The sequence below is a fragment of the Terrimonas ginsenosidimutans genome (assembly GCF_022012415.1).
GTDB lineage: Bacteria > Bacteroidota > Bacteroidia > Chitinophagales > Chitinophagaceae > Terrimonas_A > Terrimonas_A ginsenosidimutans.
Genome location: NZ_JAKLTR010000002.1, coordinates 19,314 through 39,087 on the forward strand (window position 1 = coordinate 19,314; position 19,774 = coordinate 39,087).

General features: G+C 46.2%; 12 protein-coding genes. 10 read left to right on the forward strand and 2 right to left on the reverse strand.

The window, feature by feature from the left end; all coding sequences use genetic code 11:
- Positions 1–1,473: an ankyrin repeat domain-containing protein gene (locus tag LZZ85_RS02840; protein WP_237868422.1), complete on the reverse strand. Its 1,473-nt coding sequence runs from the start codon at positions 1,471–1,473 to the stop codon at positions 1–3.
- Between the two features lie 469 nt (positions 1,474–1,942).
- Between LZZ85_RS02840 and LZZ85_RS02845 the strand changes: the two genes are divergently transcribed.
- From LZZ85_RS02845 to LZZ85_RS02880, 8 genes are all read left to right on the forward strand, one after another.
- Positions 1,943–3,193 carry an erythromycin esterase family protein gene (locus LZZ85_RS02845; RefSeq protein ID WP_237868423.1) on the forward strand — a complete coding sequence of 417 codons (1,251 nt, stop codon included), beginning with the start codon at positions 1,943–1,945 and terminating at the stop codon, positions 3,191–3,193.
- Between the two features lie 594 nt (positions 3,194–3,787).
- Entirely contained in the window at positions 3,788–6,757 is a 2,970-nt protein-coding gene (locus LZZ85_RS02850) for a TonB-dependent receptor (protein WP_237868424.1), read from the forward strand.
- Between the two features lie 33 nt (positions 6,758–6,790).
- Entirely contained in the window at positions 6,791–8,104 is a 1,314-nt protein-coding gene (locus LZZ85_RS02855) for a DUF4876 domain-containing protein (RefSeq protein WP_237868425.1), read from the forward strand.
- A gap of 11 nt (positions 8,105–8,115) precedes the next feature.
- Positions 8,116–9,729, forward strand: a complete 1,614-nt coding sequence (locus LZZ85_RS02860) for a DUF6850 family outer membrane beta-barrel protein (protein ID WP_237868426.1) — start codon at positions 8,116–8,118, stop codon at positions 9,727–9,729.
- A 101-nt stretch (positions 9,730–9,830) separates the two neighbouring features.
- Positions 9,831–10,976 (forward strand): cytochrome-c peroxidase, encoded by a 1,146-nt coding sequence (locus LZZ85_RS02865; protein ID WP_237868427.1) that lies wholly within the window; start codon positions 9,831–9,833, stop codon positions 10,974–10,976.
- A 456-nt stretch (positions 10,977–11,432) separates the two neighbouring features.
- Positions 11,433–14,468 carry a SusC/RagA family TonB-linked outer membrane protein gene (locus tag LZZ85_RS02870; protein WP_237868428.1) on the forward strand — a complete coding sequence of 1,012 codons (3,036 nt, stop codon included), beginning with the start codon at positions 11,433–11,435 and terminating at the stop codon, positions 14,466–14,468.
- A 10-nt stretch (positions 14,469–14,478) separates the two neighbouring features.
- Positions 14,479–16,008: a RagB/SusD family nutrient uptake outer membrane protein gene (locus tag LZZ85_RS02875; RefSeq protein ID WP_237868429.1), complete on the forward strand. Its 1,530-nt coding sequence runs from the start codon at positions 14,479–14,481 to the stop codon at positions 16,006–16,008.
- Positions 16,009–16,041: 33 nt separating this feature from the next.
- Positions 16,042–17,079: a TlpA disulfide reductase family protein gene (locus tag LZZ85_RS02880; protein WP_237868430.1), complete on the forward strand. Its 1,038-nt coding sequence runs from the start codon at positions 16,042–16,044 to the stop codon at positions 17,077–17,079.
- A gap of 140 nt (positions 17,080–17,219) precedes the next feature.
- On the opposite strand, the gene LZZ85_RS02885 is transcribed toward LZZ85_RS02880, so the two are convergent.
- Entirely contained in the window at positions 17,220–17,669 is a 450-nt protein-coding gene (locus tag LZZ85_RS02885; RefSeq protein ID WP_237868431.1) for a GNAT family N-acetyltransferase, read from the reverse strand.
- Between the two features lie 259 nt (positions 17,670–17,928).
- Here LZZ85_RS02885 and LZZ85_RS02890 point away from each other — a divergent pair, with 259 nt between their 5' ends.
- Both LZZ85_RS02890 and LZZ85_RS02895 read left to right on the forward strand, forming a co-directional pair.
- Entirely contained in the window at positions 17,929–18,858 is a 930-nt protein-coding gene (locus tag LZZ85_RS02890) for a helix-turn-helix domain-containing protein (protein ID WP_237868432.1), read from the forward strand.
- A gap of 99 nt (positions 18,859–18,957) precedes the next feature.
- Positions 18,958–19,719 (forward strand): SDR family NAD(P)-dependent oxidoreductase, encoded by a 762-nt coding sequence (locus tag LZZ85_RS02895; protein WP_237868433.1) that lies wholly within the window; start codon positions 18,958–18,960, stop codon positions 19,717–19,719.
- Positions 19,720–19,774: the final 55 nt, after the last annotated feature.

The following is a 19,774-nucleotide window of genomic DNA, read 5'->3' on the forward strand; positions in this document are numbered from 1 at the left end:
TTATTTTAAAAAATCAGTTTTGATATTGTTCTTAGAAAAATTCTCATTTTCTACAGCGAGATCGAAAGCTGTTTCTTTGAATTCAGTTATCAGGTCTTTTTTTGCACCAACAGAAAGCAGGTATTTCAGGATCGCATCGTCTTTAGCGATCATGGCAGCTTTGTGTAAAGGAGTGAGACCTTCTTTATTTTTTGCATTTACATCAACGGAGAGCTGTGATACGCGTTTCAGCAACGCGAGATCGCTTTTTGCTACTGCGAGATGATAAAGCGTGTTGCCATTTTTCTGAGGTGTATTTGCTGCGAAGCCTTTTTCCTGAAGAAGTTTCAGTTTTGCTTCAAACTCCGCCGCTCTTTGTTCGCTGTATGATTGAACGAGGTAAGAAGCCAGGTTGCTTCCTTCAGCATCGGTCAATTTTGTATCTGCGCCTTTGCCCAGCAGGTAGCTCACGATCTCAGGACTATTACTGCGAACAGCAAGTGCGAGGGCTGAAACACCTTTCTTATTAGTGTTGTTGATGTTTTTGAGTGCGCCGAGCAACAAAGATAAAGTTGCCGTGTCTTTTGTTGAAGCGGCTGCATTGATGAAAGGAGTATTGCCGTCATTGTCAGTTTGCGTGGCATTCACCCCTTTAGCGATGAAATAGCTGAGGATCTCTTTTTGATTTGGCTTGCGCGCGAGAATATGCAGTACATTTTCGCCGTTCGCATTTACCGCCGTTGGTTTGATCTTCAGGTTGGCGAGATACTCATACACTTCAATGGTGTTGGATGTGCCTCTTGTACCCTGTGCCGCCATGATCATTGCATTGTCAGTGTACTTAACGCCTTTCTCCAGCAAAGTATTCAGCAATTTGGTGTTGCCGGTTCTTGCGGCGTAATTGAATAGGGTATTACCATTTTTGTCTACGCTTTGCAGGGAAAGACCTTTTGAAACAAGAAAGTTGGTAAGGGCTAGATCTTTGTCGCTGGCAATGCCGAGCATCAGCAGGTTTGCTCCATCGCGGTTAAGAATTTTTACATCAGCGCCTGCTTTTATGAATGCTTCGTACAGTTTGGGATTTGCCTGGCCGCCGCCGGCTGCAAAGCCCATGGGAGAAGCACCGTGGCTGTCTTCGAGATCAATTCTCGCGCCTTTGCTCAGGAGGTATTCAACCAGTTCAACATTGCCACGGTTTGCAGCCCAGAATATATACGTGCGGCTGTCGTGGGTGATCTTGTTGATCTCATTTCCTTTCTGATCGAGCATGAATTTGATGGACTCATTCGGTGCCATGGAGTTGATGGCCATTACAACGCCATCAAAAGCATTGCTGTTTGATGCAGCAGGGTCGCTGCCTTTTGCGATCTCTGCTTTTACGGCCTCTACAGAAGGATTGGTCTTCCAGAATGCCTGATCGAGAAATACGTTTTTTTGTTGGGCACCTGCGGTGATGGCGGTAACTAAAAGGATACCCAGTAATGTTTTTTTCATGATATGATTGGCTGCTTTGGTGCGGTGAACAAACAATGATGATGCAACAAATTTCTTTATACGCCGCAAAGGTAGCACGGGGGCGCTTTTTCGGCTTTCTATATCGGGAAAAACTGGAGTGTTGGAACGATTGGAGAAATACCGCTTGATTCTGCCCAACTATTTGAAAGTTAACCAACTAAATGGTTTTGTCTTATTAACAAGTTTTTGTCGGTACAAATCTTTGCGGGACGAAGAACGAACGGGTGACCGGCGCTTCAACCAGTGGAAAACTGTATTAGCACCGGGGCTGGGCCTTCCGCACCGGTGTATTTACCGGCAAAAGGGAAGAGCGTCAGAACGGGGAGGTATCATTTGGTTAAATGGCTGCGGAAATTTTGTATTGCTGGTGTTGCAGACAAAAAGCCGGTGTTTGCAGATCGGGCAACACTAAGGGCATTAGTGAAAGTAGTTTTAGTAAAACTTATTTATGAAAGCGATCATTTTTTTGCTCCTGCTTATTGTCATTTCGGAAAGTAAAGCCCAAACGGATATTCGGAAGTTTATTGAGGCTAATACCAAAGTGATCCGGAGTATTGATGTGACTGATACGGACTTCAGTGATCTTGAAGTGATCGGGGAAGCGATCGGTGATGCGCAGATCGTTTCATTGGGAGAGCAGGATCATGGAGACGCACCGACCTTTGAGGCAAAGGCCCGCCTGATCCGTTACCTCCATGAGAAAAAAGGATTTGATGTGATCGCATTTGAAAGTGATTTTTACGGGCTGTTGTTTGCGCAGGATGAGGCCAGTGCAAAACGTGAATCTCCTATGAAACTGATGAAAGGCAACGTGTTCTCGATCTGGACGGATTGCATAGAGTGTTCTTCTGTATTCTCTTATATCGATAGTAGTTATAACACTTCATCTCCGATCGCAGTGACAGGATTTGACAGCCAGCTTCACGGAGCTTATAGAAGAAAGAATTATCCGGGAGATATGCGTGCTTTACTCGAAAAGGCAGGCAGCCGTTTTACAGGAAAGATCGTTCCCCTGTTCGATTATATCAGTCGTTATTACCCTTTGCATTCCGGCAAAGTGATCCCGGCGGACAGCCTTTTGTATTTTGACCGGTTGCTGGACAGTATTGCGATAGAACTGAAACCTTTTCCAGATTCGTCCCGGGTGAAAATACTGGTGCAAAGTGTAAAAGCATATACCCGGCAGCATATCTTTTTTGGAAACAACAGCTATCCGGCAGCCTCCTCGGCACGCGACCGCCAAATGGCGGCTAATTTCCTCTGGCTTTACAGGTACAAATATGCTGGCCGGAAGATCATTATCTGGGCACACAACTATCATATAGCAAAAAACGCGTACGATGCATTTCCCACAAACAAGTACGGAAGGCACTACGCAATGGGGGATGAACTGGGGAAAGTGTTAAAAGATTCCATGTACGTGCTTGGATTTACTTCTTATAAAGGCACAGCCGGACGGGTCTTTGTAAAGCCCTTTAAGGTCAGCAAACCGGCTAAGAATGGAATAGAGAACTGGATGGCTTCGAAACGTGAACCCTTTGCGTTTGTTGATCTCAAATCTTACCGGCAGGCAAACCCGGCAGAGAAACCTGTTTTCTTTATGAAAGGGAAGTTTCATACTAATGCGGAGGCTCAATGGGCTGATGTGTTTGACGGTGTGTTCTACATTCGGGATATGTTTCACTGTACAAAAAGGTGAACCGGCGTCTTTCAATTAATACCGAAAGGTCAATTTGGGAAATATCACTCAGGGACGGGTTCAACGAAGTCCCTGGGTGCTTGTTTCAGCGTTTACGAAATGCGAAAAAAGTTAAAAGCTCATCCTTTTCTAGTAAGTCCTTACTGAAAACCTCGGTGTTCCAACTACGATCACCCGCACAAACCTGCAAGAGTAGCCGATCTCTAATCGAAAAATAATGCTGGCTGTTTTGAATATGACAAACCGCTTACAATTCTGCACGGGAACTTTTATATAGGTAGTGATCACAAAGCGTCCGACCAGCACTAACAAGTGTTTTCTCTTATGGTTATTTCCCCAATTCGTAAACATCCCGCCTCTTTGCGTAGCGACATTTGCGGACTCTTATACCACCCCCTTTAGCCCGCGTAAAGGACGTGCACTGTTCCGGAGTGCGTTATCATTCGTGATAAGCTTTAAAGAACTGCACCTGTAAGGCCTGATTAAACCTTTTCGAACCGACCGTTTTATACCGGACGCTGGTATCACTACTATGAACAATTTGGCTGGTGGCTTAAGATCATTGAATGTAATTATCAAATTTCAGGCGTGTCCATGCGAATTGCACTTTTATCTTTTTTCCTGTTTTGTCTTGCGGGTGTTACGGTGGGCCAGTTCAACGTATCAGGGAAAGTGATCAGCAATCACCAGCAACCTGTTTCTTTTGCGACGCTTACTATTACTGCGCTTGATCTTTCTGCTGTTGCCAATGATAAGGGAGAATTCAACCTGCGTAATGTTCCCGCAGGTAAGCATCTGCTTTCTGTGTCAAGTCTCGGGTTTGCTCCAAAAAATACAGATATCGAAGTTGTTCAGTCCCGCTCGGGACTTGTCGTCATTCTTGAAACGCAGGATCTGACGCTGAAGGAGGTTGCGGTTACGGCCAAACGCAATGCCAATACATTATCTACTTCTTACCTGATAGATCGTACAGCGCTTGATCATATGCAGATCCTCAGTGTGGGAGATGTCACCAGTCTTTTACCAGGCGGGAAAACAAACAGAAATCTTCACCTGGCAGGATCTGCTGCGCAGATGCTATCTGTAAACGGTGTTTCAGGAGAAGGGGGGAATGCCCTGTTTGGCGTGGCTGTTGAGCTGGATGGAGTACGGTTATCCAATAATGCAATACCGCCATCGTCTTTCCAGGCCTCAACTGGCAGCCGGAACATTGGTGCCGATATCAGGAATATTGCTTCAACAAATATTGAGAGCGTAGAGATCGTTACGGGTCTGCCTTCAGTGGAGTATGGTGATCTGAGCAATGGAATGGTGAAGATCAACACACGCAAGGGCAAGTCGCCGCTGGTTTTCGATGTAATGACCAAGCCGAATACAAAGCAGGTTGCTCTTGGCAAAGGATTCGATCTGGGCGATAAGGCAGGTGTATTTTCCTTTAATCTTGAGCATACACGTTCTATATCCAATCTTGCATCGCCTTATACCACTTATGTAAGAAATAATCTCGGCCTCAACTACAGTAATGTTTTTAACCGGAAATCCAGGAGACCGATCTCTTTCGAAATGGGTTTGAACGGAAACCTTGGCGGATATAATTCGAAATCGGATCCGGACCTTTTTGGCAATACGTATGTCAAAGAAAAAGATAATGCGCTTAGGGGTAATATGTCGGTGAGATGGCAATTAAATAAGCCATGGATCACCTCCCTGGAAGCTTCGGGTACGTTCAACCTGAATAACAGATCCTTTGAGGAAAGCAGTGCGATGTCTACCCCTGCTTCGAGAGCGGCGATCCACACAATGCAGACCGGGTATTTTGTGGGAGAACGTTATGCCGACAATCCGAATTCAAATATCATTCTTATCGATCCCGGTTACTGGTATGAGATCAGGAAAGTGGGAAATGACATGCAAAATTATACTGCCCGTTTAAAAGCAAACTGGAGCCGGCAGATCAATAATGTAAGCAATCGCCTGCTTGTTGGCGGCGAATGGAGCAGAAGCTACAATGGGGGCGAGGGTGAGTACTATCAAGAGATGCGCTATGCGCCAACATGGCGGCCTTATCCTTATTCTGCGATGCCTGCCATTGTTAACTACGCATTCTATGCAGAAGACAGGATGAATCTGCGCTTCGCAAGTTCAACACTTCGTTTTGTTGCGGGACTTCGGTCGGATATCACCTCTGTTGCCGGTTCTGCATATGGTAACACAGGCAGCTTATCGCCAAGGTTCAGTGCGGAATACAGCTTCTTTGAAAAGGCAAAGCAGCGTGTGACTGACCTCAGTGTTCGTGTGAGCTGGGGTAAGACGGTAAAGCTGCCTTCGTTTAATATGCTGTTTCCTGTTCCCCGCTATACGGATATTCTTTCTTTTGCACCGGGAACAACTTCGGATGGAAAAACTTTTTATGCCTACTATACTCAGCCGAATGTGCAGGAGTATAATCCGGATCTGAAGTGGCAGCAAAATACCCTGCGCGAGATCAACCTGCAGGGAAATATAGATGGAGTGAAGTTCGTGATCACGGCATCTTATGATAAAACGACCAATCCGTATATATTCAGCACGAACTACACTCCATTCACGCACAAGTTCACGGATCAGTCAGCGCTTGACAATTTTCCCATCCCGATAAACAACCGGATTTACACCATAGATCAGCAAAGCGGTATTGTAACAGCGCATGACAGAACCGGAGCTTTGCCTTCGCAGGCTCTTCCATACAGGGAGATCACGCGCGGGATCTCCAATAACCGTCCCGAAAATGGTTCACCTGTTTACAGGAAACGTCTCGCCTGGATCATTGATTTTAAGCAGATCGCTGCGATCAGAACAGGATTCAGAGTGGATGGTAATTATTACCAGTATAAAGGACTTGAGCAAACGGTAGTGGCTTCCATGCCGGTCTCCAATACACTGATGGCAGATGGCAGCCCTTACAAGTACGTAGGGTATTACACAGGCGGCTCTGTGTCTGCGAATGGAAGCCTTCGCAGGAGTGTCGATCTTAACGTCACGTCCACTACGCATATTCCTGCATTGAGATTGATATTCACCGCCAGGCTGGAATGTTCGCTTTATGATTTTGGCCGGAACCTGAGTGAATATAAAAATGGACAGCGGGGATATGTGTTGGACAACCAGTCGGATTTTACACCTTCCTCCACGAAGTCTGATATATATGGCCGAGATCAATTCATAGCTGTCTATCCTGAATACTATACCGCCTATGATGATATGCAAACGAAGGTGCCATTCGCAGAGAAACTGATCTGGGCGAAGGATAATGACAGGGCTTTATACAATGAGCTGGTAAAGCTGGTGGTGAAGAATAATTATAACTACTATTACAATCCTTCCCGCGTATCTGTGTATTACTCAGCCAATATCGGTATCACAAAAGAGTTAGGTAAGGCGGTGTCGATCACATTTAACGCAATCAATTTTATCAATAATATTTCGCAGGTCAGATTCAGTCAGTATAACGGAAGTGCCTCTTTGTTTGGCAGCTCCTATATCCCTGCATTTTACTACGGCTTGTCTTTCCGCTTAAAAATTTAATCTGTTTATTAATACAAAAGAAATACGTGAATTATGAAAAATGTATTGCTGGTAATGTTGACGGTTACGCTCTTCTTCGCTTCGTGCAAGAAAGATGATGTGGGGCCAAGTATACTGACGGTGAACGTACAGTTAAACTATCCTTCAGGCAGTTCCTTTACTGCTAAGGAAGGTGTGACTGTTAAGGTCACTTCTTCGGCGTCTTCGTATGAGGCAAAAACTGATGCGGGCGGTAAAGCTGTTTTTACGCTGCCTGTAGGCGTTTATGAAGCGAGTGCTACAGACAGCCGTTCTTCTAATGGCAGATCCTATGTTTACAATGGAGTAAAAAGCGGGATCTCTGTCGCTGCGAACTGGGTAAGTTCAGATGTGGTTTCGCTTGACCTGGTGGAGTCCCAGCGTTCTCAGGTGATCATCAAAGAAGTGTTTGTGGGCGGTACACCGAATGATGCCGGATCTGGCGTTTTCCTTTATGACAGATACATTGTATTGTACAACAACTCTGATGCCGTGGCGGATCTCAGTAAACTTTGCCTGGCAACGATCGCTCCTTATAATTCTACAGGATCAAATGCGTACATCGTGGGCGGTCAACTGAGTTATGCAAATGCAGGCTGGATCCCTGCGGGACAGGCATTCTGGTATTTTCAGCAAAATGTAACACTCGATCCGGGTAAGCAATTGGTTATCGCAATCGCTAACGCGGTGAATAATACAGTGACGTATTCTAAGTCGATCAACTTCGACAATTCATCTTATTATGCAACATATGATATCGCCACATTTACTCATGCTGCTACATATGTAACTCCCGCAGCATCTATCCCGGCTACCCAATACCTGAAGGCATATAGGTATGGGCTGGGAACAGCCTGGACACTGAGTGTAACTTCTCCGGGACTGTTTTTGTTCAATGTGGCTAATACAACTCCTGTGGCATTTGGTGCTGATGTATCTCAGAATGATCAGCAGGGCGCAGCTCTTACCAGTAAAAAAGTTCCAGTAAGCTGGGTGATCGATGCGGTAGAAGCATTTCAGTTGAATGATAACGACAACAAAAAGCGTTTCCCTGCAACAGTTGATGCTGGCTACGTGTATCATGCAAACAGATCTGGTTACTCTATTTACCGCAATGTCGATAAAGCAGCAACCGAAGCGATTGCCACAAATGCGGGCAAGATCGTGAGCGGTTACAATTTTGGTACAACTTCTCTCGGCGGTTCTTCTGACCCAAGCGGTATCGATGCGGAAGCTTCTATCAAAGCTGGAGCGAGAATTATTTTTAAGGATGATAATAACGCAACCAATGACTTCCACCTGAGAAGCCAGGCTGCATTGAGAAACTAAGCGAAAGGATCGTGTTTACGAATATCTCAACAAAGTATAAATACTATTGCGGACTGCTTGGCGGAGTGTTGATCTCCGCCATGTCAGTTGCGCAATCGCCAGACAGTTCATTGCCGGATCTGCAATATATCCGGCAGCGCCATCCATGGCTTAATAGTGACCAGGCGACTGGTCTGCAGTTCATGCGTGAAGGACGTGTGTCGCTTGCTTCTGTCACCACGAGGAAATCAGATGGAGGGTTCAGGAATTTTTATCAGTCAGGTAATAGTTTCGGACTGAATGCAAATACAGAAGCGATCTACCGGTTGAACCCGAAAGTTGTTTTTGCCGGTAAAGTGGATTATGAGTACTTCAAGGGAAAGAATATGGGCGGATCTGTATTTATCGATCCATACAGTCATGCAATGGATATTGATGAAAATGCTGATAGCACGACCGGAAGCAAGACTCTTGAGAGTTATTTCCTGCAGGGTGCTGTGAGTGCCCAGGTTACTTCAAGGTTCACATTGGCCGGCAGTGTAAATTATACAGCGGCGAACTATGCCAAACTGAGAGATCTTCGGCATGTGAATAAGCTGTTGGATCTGGACGCGCAAGCGGGTGCCAGTTACAAGCTCTCTTCTTCTGTTACATTGGGGGCAAGTTACACCTATAGCCGCAGGATAGAGAGTGTCTCTTTCGCTATCCAGGGAAACACGGACAGGCAATATCTTTCATTGATCAACTTTGGCTCCTTTTTCGGACTTTCCCAATTACACTCAGATCAGGGTTATACCGGTCAGGCGCGGCCACTGACTGATTCGAGGCATACTGTTGCCGGACAGGTTGGCTGGTCTGTCGCGCCTGGTATCGAACTGTTCCAGCAATTCTCCTATCAGCTGCGAAGCGGTTATTATGGGGAACGCGGTCTTGCGACTATCGTATTCACAGAGCATGAAGGAAACAGGTATGCATCTACAACGGGCCTCAGCATAAAAAAAGCCGGGTCGCTTCAATACATTCGTCTTACAGGGACAGTTGATAAACTGGAGAATTTCGAAAATGTTTACACCATCAGCACTGCCCCAGGGGGTAATAGTGCGGTAACTTATATAGGTCAGAACAAGGTACTGAACAGTAACAAAACCTATCTGGAAGGAGAGTACTCACATTACTGGGATATAAGGAATGACCAGCCACTGTGGTCTGTGCATTTTCTGGGAGATTATGCAAGTCGCGACCAGACTGTGATCCGGTACCCCTATTACCGGGTTCAGCAATACAATAATTATCACGCAAGTGTTACAGCAAAACGAAGCTGGCTGGTAAATGCATGCTTGCTTACCGCTTCGCTGGGATTGGGATATGGTGGTGGTACAGGAGTTCCCAAGACGGATGGCGTATATGTACCGCCCTCGTCCAGCCAGATCCCTCCGGGATCAAGGGATATTTATCTTCAGCAGGAGTATGAGTTCTTCACGAGTCCGCAAGTCGCATTGCAACCGTCTTTCCGGGTAAGCCGTAGTGTCAACCGGAATGTGCAGGCATTTATTAACCTGTCCGCATCGTTAACCAGGGCATGGAAGACTGTTTACAATGGAAGCGATTTCCGTGTGATCGCACTGACCGTTGGTTGCAGTTTTTAATTATCCGGAATCCGTTTTTTATGGAAGCCACTCGTTCTTGATTTACTTTTGCGTTTTATTATCCGGTAAACCGGTGTCTGTTTGGCCGTAAAGCACATTTTATGAAATTGAAGAGAACCAGTATTTGCCTGGCATTGATCGCCGGATCTGTGACCATTTTATCATGGGCAACTTCCAGATCTGCGACAATGAATGGACGAGGCCTCAATGATTCGCTCCGGCTGCTTTATGCAAGACCTGCTGGTGAATGGCCGGCTCCCAATATTGATCAAGGATTGCCGTACGAAGAACTTTCTGCACTTCCTTATGATAGTGAATGGCTCAGGGTAGAAAAAGACCCACAGGTGAAATTAGGGCAGGTGCTCTTCTTTGATCCGCGTCTTTCTGCCTCCAGCCAGATCTCCTGCAGCAGTTGTCATGATCCGGAGATCGCCTGGGGCGATGCCCGCCGTGTTTCACTGGGTACGGATCACCTGCAGGGCTCACGCAACTCAATGTCCCTGCTGAATATCGTTTCCCGTAAATCATTTTTCTGGGATGGCCGCAGCAAAAGCCTCGAAGACCAGGTGCTTAATCCGATCGCAGCGCATAACGAGATGAATATGCAAACGCCGTTGCTGGCAAAGAAAATCGGAGATATCGCCGGGTATAAACCGCTTTTTAAAAAGGCATATGGTTCTGAGCAGGTGTCGCTGGATAAGATCGTAAAAGCGATCGTTGCTTTTGAATCGGTGATCAAAAGCCGGCAAAGCCGCTTCGATGAATTCGTACGCGGCAAGTATACTGCCCTGAATGATGAAGAGATCCAGGGGCTTGATCTTTTTCGCCGGAAAGCACGATGTATCAACTGTCATAATGGAACTTACTTTACGGACGAACAATTCCATAATATCGGTCTTACTTATTATGGCCGGGAGTATGAGGATCTCGGACGATATAACGTCACAAAACTGGCAAAGGATGTAGGCCGCTTTAAAACACCTTCATTGCGTGATGTGATGAAAACCGGGCCATGGATGCACAATGGTCTGTTCGATAACATGACCGGCATCATCAACATGTATAACAGCGGCATGCATCAGTTGGATGATAAGGCAAAAGATAAATCGGATACCCTCTATCCGAAAACAGATATCATTCTCCAACCGTTGAAACTCACCAAAGAAGAAAAGCAGGCATTGGTCGCTTTTCTTGATGCGATCACGGCTACGCAATACAAAATGCGGAGACCGGAGTTGCCAAAATGATCAAATCTTTCTTGTCTATATTCTGGCGTAGGATTAACGCAACGGACGCAATGAACCGCGGAGAGCGCAAAGTATATCCTTACAATAAGGGCATTTCTTTGCGTCCTTTGCGGTTCATTGCGTCCGTTGCGTTACTCCTACGCCAGTCAACCAGCAAACTCCTGAGATCACCAGGCTTACAACTGTTCATATCGCGCATATAAAATACCAGCGAAATATTTTTTTGGAATTGGTGAAGAAACTGTTTTATATTTGTCCACCAAAATGGTAGACTAATTGCCGGTTGTAACCTTCCTGCAAAGCTCTCATTTTATCTACTCTACTTCGTCAGCTTTAATTCATCTGCTTCTCCCTAACGGTTAATGCCATAGCTGTAATTGTTTTGATAATACAGGTTTCAGGCGCTTTGCCTGGCAGGATAGTATTGTCTTTTTCGTAAACTTTAAACCAAACTGAATGAAACGATATCTGCGGATATGGTTAGTGGCTATGCTATGGCTACCTCTGTATGCTTTCTCTCAAGGAAATCCCTCTACTATTAATTCTGTATTGAATGGTCGTGTTGTTGACGCAAAAACAGACGCTCCGCTTGAAGGAGCCAGTGTTGCGATCAGGAATACTACACATAGCGTGGTGACAGATAAAGACGGAAAGTTTGTTTTTCGTACAGGCCAGGCATTCCCTTATGTGCTTACTGTTAGTTATATCGGGCATACAACACAGGATGTTACAGCAACCTCAGGCTCGATAGAGATAAAGCTGGAAGAGCAGGCAGTACAGCTCGAGGATGTTGTGGTAACAGGTGTCGCGGAAGGAACAAGCCGGCGCAAGCTTTCTTTCGCGTTAACGAAAGTGGGCAGCGAGCAATTGAATACCGTCCCGGCTACGGATGCATCGCAATCGCTGCGTGGTAAAGTGGCAGGATTGCAGATCGATCAGTCGGCGGGCAACCAGGGCGCAACGGTTTATCTCCGTGGCGCAAAATCGATCAACGGTAATATCGCGCCTTTGTTGGTGGTGGACGGTTTTGTTACCGCGCTTGATCTCTCTGATCTGAATCCGCAGGACATAGAAACGATCGAGGTGGTAAAGGGCGCTGCTGCCTCCGCTCTATATGGAACACGCGGTGAGGGTGGGGTGATCCAGGTGATCACGAAGAAAGGAAAGGGGCTTAATAAGCTCAATATCGTTGTTGATAACGAATATGGCATCAGCAATGTTCAGCGTACGCCGCCTACTTCTCAACTCCATTTTTATAAAGTGAATGCGGATGGGTCTTTCGTGTTGTCATCCGGTAATAACAGGACGCTTGATTTTAAAGAAAATGGATTCTCTTTGAACCAGCATCGCTATACAAATTACAATGATAACGTGAATAGCATGCTGAGCAATAATCCCTACTATACGAATTTTATTTCTGTATCTACTGCCGGGGAAAAATATAACCTGTATGGGTCTTTTCAGAATCAATCCAAAGGAGGGGTCGCCGGTCCTATTTCCCCCGATACCAGAAGAACAGCTTTATTGAATGTAGGTTTTAAGCCTAACAAGAACATTGAAGCGGATGTGACGGTGCAGTATTTCAATCGCAATACGCCGTCGGCTTCCCTTTCTTCCAGCGGCGCCGGTTCGGTTCTCTATTCTGCTTTGTTGTACGAGCCATTTATTGATCTTACTGAACGGCAGGCTGACGGTCGCTATGCCTTCAAACCCTATGGTTTCGATATTCAAAAGTTCAACGTAGGTAATCCGTTCTATCAATTGAGCTATCGCGAATATGCAAATACGTCGAACAATTTCCTGATCGGTGGCCGGTTGAAATATAAATTCTCCAGGAAGATATCCGCAGAAGTTAATGGAGCATTCCAGAATGAATACAGCGAAACGGAAGATTACTATCCGGTAGGTTATCAGACCCTGACTCCGGAAGTAAGCCGTAACAATGGTTATTACGGCCTGTCCAATGGAAGAGTTGCATCAAAGAATGCGCAGATCCAATTGAACTATAACGACAAGTTCGGTGATTTTGATTTCGGTGTAAATCTTAAATCTGTTTACGAAGAATCAAGAGTGACGAATTTAAGTGGGTCTGGTTATAACCTTAGTGCACCGGTAAAAAGCCTGGGTGTGGTAGAAGCGGCTACGCGTTCTACTTCTTCTTCCTGGAGCCAGCTGGTGAACTATGGTTATTTCCTTAATGTGAAATCAGCCTGGAAGAACAAGATCTTCCTGGATGTATTAGGCCGTTTTGATCTCAGCTCAAGATTTGGATCCGATGTAGCTGCCGCATTCTTTCCGCGCGCGTCTGTTGCGTATCGCCTTACAGAGGATGTTCAACTTGGTGCGATCACAGACCTTAAGATCCGCGCTGCCTATGGGCGTGCAGGTAGTTTGCCGGGCTTCGGTGCCAAAGAAAGCCGCGTGTCTCTCTCCAGTTCCGGCGGCGTGAGCTATACACGTAGAGATAATACCGATCTGACACGCGCCGTAACATCTGAGCTTGAACTCGGTGTTGACGCGGTGTTGTTCAACCGGATCAATATCCAGGCGAACTATGCGACAGCTACCAGCAAAAATGATTTTATCCTGGTGCCGGCTTTTCCTCCAACCACCGGTACTGCAGGCATCTGGGGTAACCTTGGTGAAGTAAAGTCAAGTTCTTATGAACTTGAAATAAATGGTAATATCCTGTCTAATGGCAAATGGCAGTGGAATGCGGGAGCAACATTCAGCCGGGTAAGAAGCAAGATCACTTCACTGGGTGATGTGCCTGAATTTACCTCCGGAGATTTCCGCAAGGCAGCCGGCATCAGCCCGTATTCTTATTATGGTTACAGCATCTTTACCAATCTTTCTCAGCTTGAAGTAGATGATAAAGGCTTTGTAAGCAATGCAGCTGGCGGTACATTAAGGTTGGAAGATTTTACCACAAATCAACTTGGGTTTGTTGTATTGAAAAGCCAGATCGGAACGGCGGCCGAATTGCCCGTATTCTACCAGAATGCTGCAACCGGCAATAATAAAGTGATCGGAGATGCTCAGGCGAATTTCCAGGTTGGATTTACCAACACGCTGAGCTGGGGACCACTCTCGCTATACACCGTGCTCGACTGGAAACAGGGCGGACAGAAGTATAACGAAACCGTAAACTATCTCACTTACCAGTATCGTTCCGCGTTCACTGATCAGGCTGTAGCTGCGGGTCTTCCTTTGCCATTCATCACAGCAGTGTTCAATGCGCAACAAACAACGGATTACTGGATCGAGAACAGTGGATATGTTTCCCTTCGGGAAGTTTCATTAGCCTATCAACTGCCGGTGAAAAAACTTGGCGTAGGCGGCGTGATCAAAGGCGCGAAACTTTCCCTGATCGGTCGTAACCTCTACACCTGGACAAACTTCACGGGTGTAACGCCGGAAGGCTGGGATATCGATTTTTACTCTTACCCGATCTTCCGCACATTCAGCGGTCGCCTTACCCTTAACTTCTAAAAGTAACGACATGAAAAAATCAATCTATATAATTCTGGCGCTTGCCATTTTTACTTCCTGCAAGAAAACAGATTTTGACGATCCTTCTTCCTTTACCAACGATGAAGCAAATGAGCTGATCCGTGATCTTGGCTACAAATTGGTAACAAGCAGTGTTCAGACGACCTTTAATACAACGACCAGTTCAGCCGGTACACATTTCAGTTTGCTCGCTGATCAAACGACGAATACGAACGGTAACTCTTCCTGGTGGGATTTTGCCAATGAGCCGCGTTTGCGTTTGAACAACAATGCATCTTATCGCGGTGCAACAACGTGGAATACTTTCTATAATAATTTCTACCAGGCAAACCTTGATGCAACCATCGCGCTGGACATTATCGAGGGACAGAAGAAAACCATTTTGGATAACCTGGGTAATGACCGGACGAAAGATTGCCAGGTAGCCGCCTATTTTGCGAAAGGCGTTTCGCAGGGATACCTGGGAGTGATCTTTGATAAAGGTATCATTGTTGATCAGGCGAATCTCACCACGCGCGACTTCCCTCATTCCTACAAGGAGCTTATCGCAAATGGATTGAAGCTGATCGACAAGTCGATCGAGCTCGCGGAAGCGCATACCACGCTGAAATTTGATTTTCTTACGGGTATTACGATCAGCAGAGCCACGTTTATCCAGATCGCGAACTCTCTCGCGGCAAGGATCCTTTCTTCACAGGCCCGTGATAAAGCAGAAGCTGCTGCCCTGGGCGCTGACCACTGGAATAAAGTGCTTGCCTATGCTTCGAAAGGAGTGGTAGCAGACTATACTATTACAACAGTAACAGGCGGGTATTACAACCAGCTTGTATCAAACCTTGTACAACGCAATACAGATGGGTCCGGCTGGCTGGCCCCAGATCTCAAAGTGGCATACCTGGCTGATAAGACCGGTACAACCCCGGCATTCTATCCGCTCACCGGCATCCTTCCTGCGATCACTACCGATGATAAACGTTTTTATCAATACTTCGGTTACACACCAAGTTTTGGAATCATGCTGGAGTCAAGAGGTAGAGGACTGTTCACTAACTACTATCGCATCAGGTGGTATCATACGCGTAATACATTGAATGACCCTGGCGCAGTCAATCCTTATTTTTTGTTTGAAGAGATCAGGTTGTTGAAAGCAGAATCAAAGTTCTGGCTGCAGGATTACCAGGGTGCGGCAGACGAACTTAATGCGCCATCAGCGTCGAGGATCGTAAAAGGTACGTTGCCTGCGGTAGTACCAACTGAAGCTGCGTTGAGAAAGGCTTTACATTATGAGTATGCGATCGAGATCGATGGTGCGGGCGGTGCATTTGTTCCTTTCACCTTTATGCGGAGAAACAATTTGCTGATCGGTGGTACGCCAACGGAGTATCCACTTCCTCAATTGCAGCTGGAGCTGGCAAAGAAGCAAGTGTACACCTTCGGTGGCAAAGGATTCTTCGGGGAAAAAGGATCATTCGGTGAAGTTGCCACCGCTGCAAACGAAGGTTGGAAACAATCGGAATAATATCATCACTCTTTTACCAGTAAAAACGATAATATGAATAATAGATCTGCACGACTGGAACGTAAGTTTTTTGCAGCGGGTATCAGTGTACTGTCACTGATCTCAGTTACATCTGCTTCCATTGCTTCGCCTGTTAAAGCCCGGGTAACGATCAAAGGTGAATCTGTTGGGCTCGAAGATTCCAAAAAAGTGTACCTGCAACGATACTATAATAAGATGTTTTTTGTGATCGATTCGGCAACAGTAAAGAACGGGAAATTCGTGTTTGCAAAAGAACTGGAGATCCCGGAGTTATATGGTGTTACAACGGATACGACATTGATCTCTCCGCTTTATGTATTTGTGGATAGTAAAAATGAACTGACAGTTCATCTGGATACTGCGCGTGGCGGCCGCAATTCAGCGGTAAAAGGATCTGCGGCGAATGATCTGTATAAGCAGTATCAGCAGAATTCAAGGAACTTCAATATCGAAGAGTTTATAAAAAAGCAACCGTCATCTATCGTATCTGCTTTTGTTCTGTATCGCTATTTTTCTCCGAATCTTTCTGCGGAGGAAGTGGTCAGGTATACGGATCTGCTGGATAAGTCGCTGGAGCAAACGCAGTACGTAAAACTCCTGCGGGATCTGCCTGCGGCATTACGCACCACGGAGATCGGTCAACAAGCACCAGATTTCACCCTTCCGGATCCGTCCGGCAAGCAAGTGAAACTCTCTGATAATTTCGGAAAATACCTGCTGGTTGATTTCTGGGCAGCGTGGTGTGGGCCATGCAGAAGAGAAAATCCGAATGTGGTAAGACTGCATAATAAGTATAAGGAAAAAGGATTTGGAGTGTTTGGTGTTTCTCTTGACAGTAAGAAGGATGCCTGGGTGAAGGCAATAGCAAAGGACGAGCTGAACTGGCCGCAGGTTTCAGATCTTGCATTCTGGGATAGCGCTCCGGCAAAGTTGTATGGCATTCGCGGCATTCCGGGAAATGTACTGCTCGATCCTTCAGGAAAGATCATCGCAAGAAATCTGCGAGGAGAGGAGTTGGAGAGGAAATTAGCGGAACTCTTTGATAAATGATCCGATAAACGATTTCGTGATTTTGATCATAACGGCGGCTATCTTCGGGTAGTCCGCCGTTTTTTGTGCGGTGAAGTTGTGATAGCAACAACGTATGTAGATGGCTGATTGCAGACGATGCCGTTTAAGCGGGGATTGATTTATACCAGCTTCATCTGAAGGATCGGAAAGTCTTTTCCATCAGCATCTTTCTCCAACCGGTTGATGATATGAAATCCTTTGCGGAGGTAAAATTGAAGCGCATCGGGATTGTCTTCGTTCACATCTACTTTTGTTACGGCGTGTTGTGTTACGGCGTAGCTCAGCAGTATACTTCCGAGTCCTTTGCGGAAATAGGCGGGATCGATAAACAGCATTTCGATCTTTCCGGGTGACAGGCCAAGAAACCCGGCTGTTTCATCATTGCTGATTTTTAACAGGTAGAGATCCACCATGTCGAAATATTGGTCAAGGATCTGTTGCCGGAAATAAAGGATGTCATCGTTTGAGAGAAAATGATGGGTGGCACGGACAGCGGATTCCCAGATTTCGATGAGGGAGAGGCGGTCTGGTTTTGTTGCTTTTAATATCCTGATTTCCTCTGATTTCATATTGCAAGTATAAGGCGGATAGAGGGGATCTGGAGGAAGTATTAGGATGAGTTGCTTCAATTGCTGAAGCAGGTGAGAGGTGAACTGGCGTAGGAGCAACGCAAAGAGCCGCAAAGGACGCAACGGGCGAACTCTTTTATTTTGATCCCTTGCGGTCTTTGCGGCTCTTTGCGTTCGTTGCGTTACTCCTACGCCAGTCGGCCTGGCCGCCAGACTCCCTTGTTCCGGAAATGTCCTACATTTGATTTTTGCAAATATCATGGAAACAACTTCCCTCGAACAGTTCTACAAAGAGATCTCAGAAAAATCGCAAATTGACATCTCCCGCTTGCTTCCGGGCGGTATCAATAAGGAGATCGGGCATTTCAATGTGTTCAATATAGCCGAGGTGTATAAAAAAGTAAAGGAAGAGCACCAGATGCCGTATAACAGGCGCGCCTACTATAAGATCAGTTTTATCAACGGAAAGAACCGCGCGGAGTATGCCGATAAAGTGATCGATATTGAAAAGAGTGCCCTTTTGTTTGCCACACCCAAAGTTCCCTATCACTGGTTACCGCAGGATGAAGATCAGTCGGGATATTTCTGTGTGTTCACAGATGAGTTCCTGATCCAGTCAAAAAGCGGAATTGTATTGGATGAATTGCCGATCTTCCGTGCCGGTGGATGCCCCGTGTTTGAGTTAACAGATGAGAACAGGGAAGAGCTTCGCGCGATCTTCGCGAAAATGCACCGGGAGATTTCTTCCGATTATGCGTATAAATATGATCTGTTGCGCAATTATGTAGTGGAATTGATCCATTACGGACAAAAACTGCAACCAGTCTCCGCACTTCATCCGGTGCATAGTGCCTCTGCCAGGATCACTTCACTGTTCATTGAATTGCTGGAACGTCAGTTCCCGATCGAATCGCCCAGCCAGACGCTTGATCTTCGTTCGGCAAAAGATTATGCCGACAGATTATCTGTTCATGTCAATCACCTGAACAAAGTCCTGAAAGAACATATGGGAAGGACAACCACTGATATTATCAGCAGCCGTGTTGTGCAGGAAGCGAAGATCCTGTTGAAGCAGACAGACTGGAATATTTCAGAGATCGCCTATAGTCTGGGTTTTGAAGAAGTAGCCCACTTCTCTAATTTCTTCCGCAAGCAAACCACCCTGTCTCCCATGAATTTTAGGGCTTAAGTTGCTAGATTTGATTTTTGCAAATAAGTGATTGATCGGCGCAACGGAGCAGGCCGTTTGTTGAGCCAACTTTGTTGTATCAAATTAAAACAACAAGTTATGGCAACGAACAAGATTGCACTGATTACCGGAGGCAGCCGGGGTTTAGGAAAAAACATGGCATTAGCAGCAGCCCGCAAAGGTTTGGATATCGTGATCACCTATCACAGCAATAAAGAAGAAGCGGATAAAGTGGTAAAACAGATCCAGGATGCAGGGCAAAAAGCGGCTGCGTTACAACTGGATACGGGTATTGTGACAGGTTTTGATGCATTTGCCCGTGCATTTCAGGACACGCTGAAGACCCAACTTCAGGCTGAAAAATTTGATTTTTTAGTGAACAATGCCGGCATCGGGCTGAGTGCTTCTTTCGCAGAAACTTCGGAAGAGCAGTTTGACCAGTTGTTTTCGATCCATTTCAAAGGCGTTTATTTTCTCACACAGAAATTACTCTCAGTAATGAATGATGGTGGCGGGATCGTCAATATTTCTTCGGGGCTTGCGCGTTTTGCGATGCCTGGCTATTCAGCTTATGGAGCGATGAAAGGAGCGATCGAGACACTGACGCGCTACCAGGCCAAAGAACTGGGCGCACGCGGGATCCGTGTGAATACGATCGCGCCCGGCGCCATCAAAACCGATTTTGGCGGAGGACATGTGCGGGATAATGAGCAGATCGATCAATTTATTTCCAGCATAACCGCACTCGGCCGTGCCGGCCTGCCGGATGATATCGGCGGTGTGGTCGCATTTCTCTGCTCTCCGGAAGCGGGTTGGGTGAATGCGCAAAGGATTGAGGTTTCTGGAGGGATGCTTATCTAGCGATGGCAGATGACCGATGGCCGATGGCCGATGACCTGTCTCCGCGTTTCGATAC

Coding starts and splice junctions, on each gene's coding strand:
- LZZ85_RS02840 (WP_237868422.1), bottom strand. CDS start 1,473: ATGAAAAAAACATTACTGGGTATCCTTTTAGTTACCGCCATCACCGCA.
- LZZ85_RS02845 (WP_237868423.1), top strand. CDS start 1,943: ATGAAAGCGATCATTTTTTTGCTCCTGCTTATTGTCATTTCGGAAAGT.
- LZZ85_RS02850 (WP_237868424.1), top strand. CDS start 3,788: ATGCGAATTGCACTTTTATCTTTTTTCCTGTTTTGTCTTGCGGGTGTT.
- LZZ85_RS02855 (WP_237868425.1), top strand. CDS start 6,791: ATGAAAAATGTATTGCTGGTAATGTTGACGGTTACGCTCTTCTTCGCT.
- LZZ85_RS02865 (WP_237868427.1), top strand. CDS start 9,831: ATGAAATTGAAGAGAACCAGTATTTGCCTGGCATTGATCGCCGGATCT.
- LZZ85_RS02870 (WP_237868428.1), top strand. CDS start 11,433: ATGAAACGATATCTGCGGATATGGTTAGTGGCTATGCTATGGCTACCT.
- LZZ85_RS02875 (WP_237868429.1), top strand. CDS start 14,479: ATGAAAAAATCAATCTATATAATTCTGGCGCTTGCCATTTTTACTTCC.
- LZZ85_RS02880 (WP_237868430.1), top strand. CDS start 16,042: ATGAATAATAGATCTGCACGACTGGAACGTAAGTTTTTTGCAGCGGGT.
- LZZ85_RS02885 (WP_237868431.1), bottom strand. CDS start 17,669: ATGAAATCAGAGGAAATCAGGATATTAAAAGCAACAAAACCAGACCGC.
- LZZ85_RS02890 (WP_237868432.1), top strand. CDS start 17,929: ATGGAAACAACTTCCCTCGAACAGTTCTACAAAGAGATCTCAGAAAAA.
- LZZ85_RS02895 (WP_237868433.1), top strand. CDS start 18,958: ATGGCAACGAACAAGATTGCACTGATTACCGGAGGCAGCCGGGGTTTA.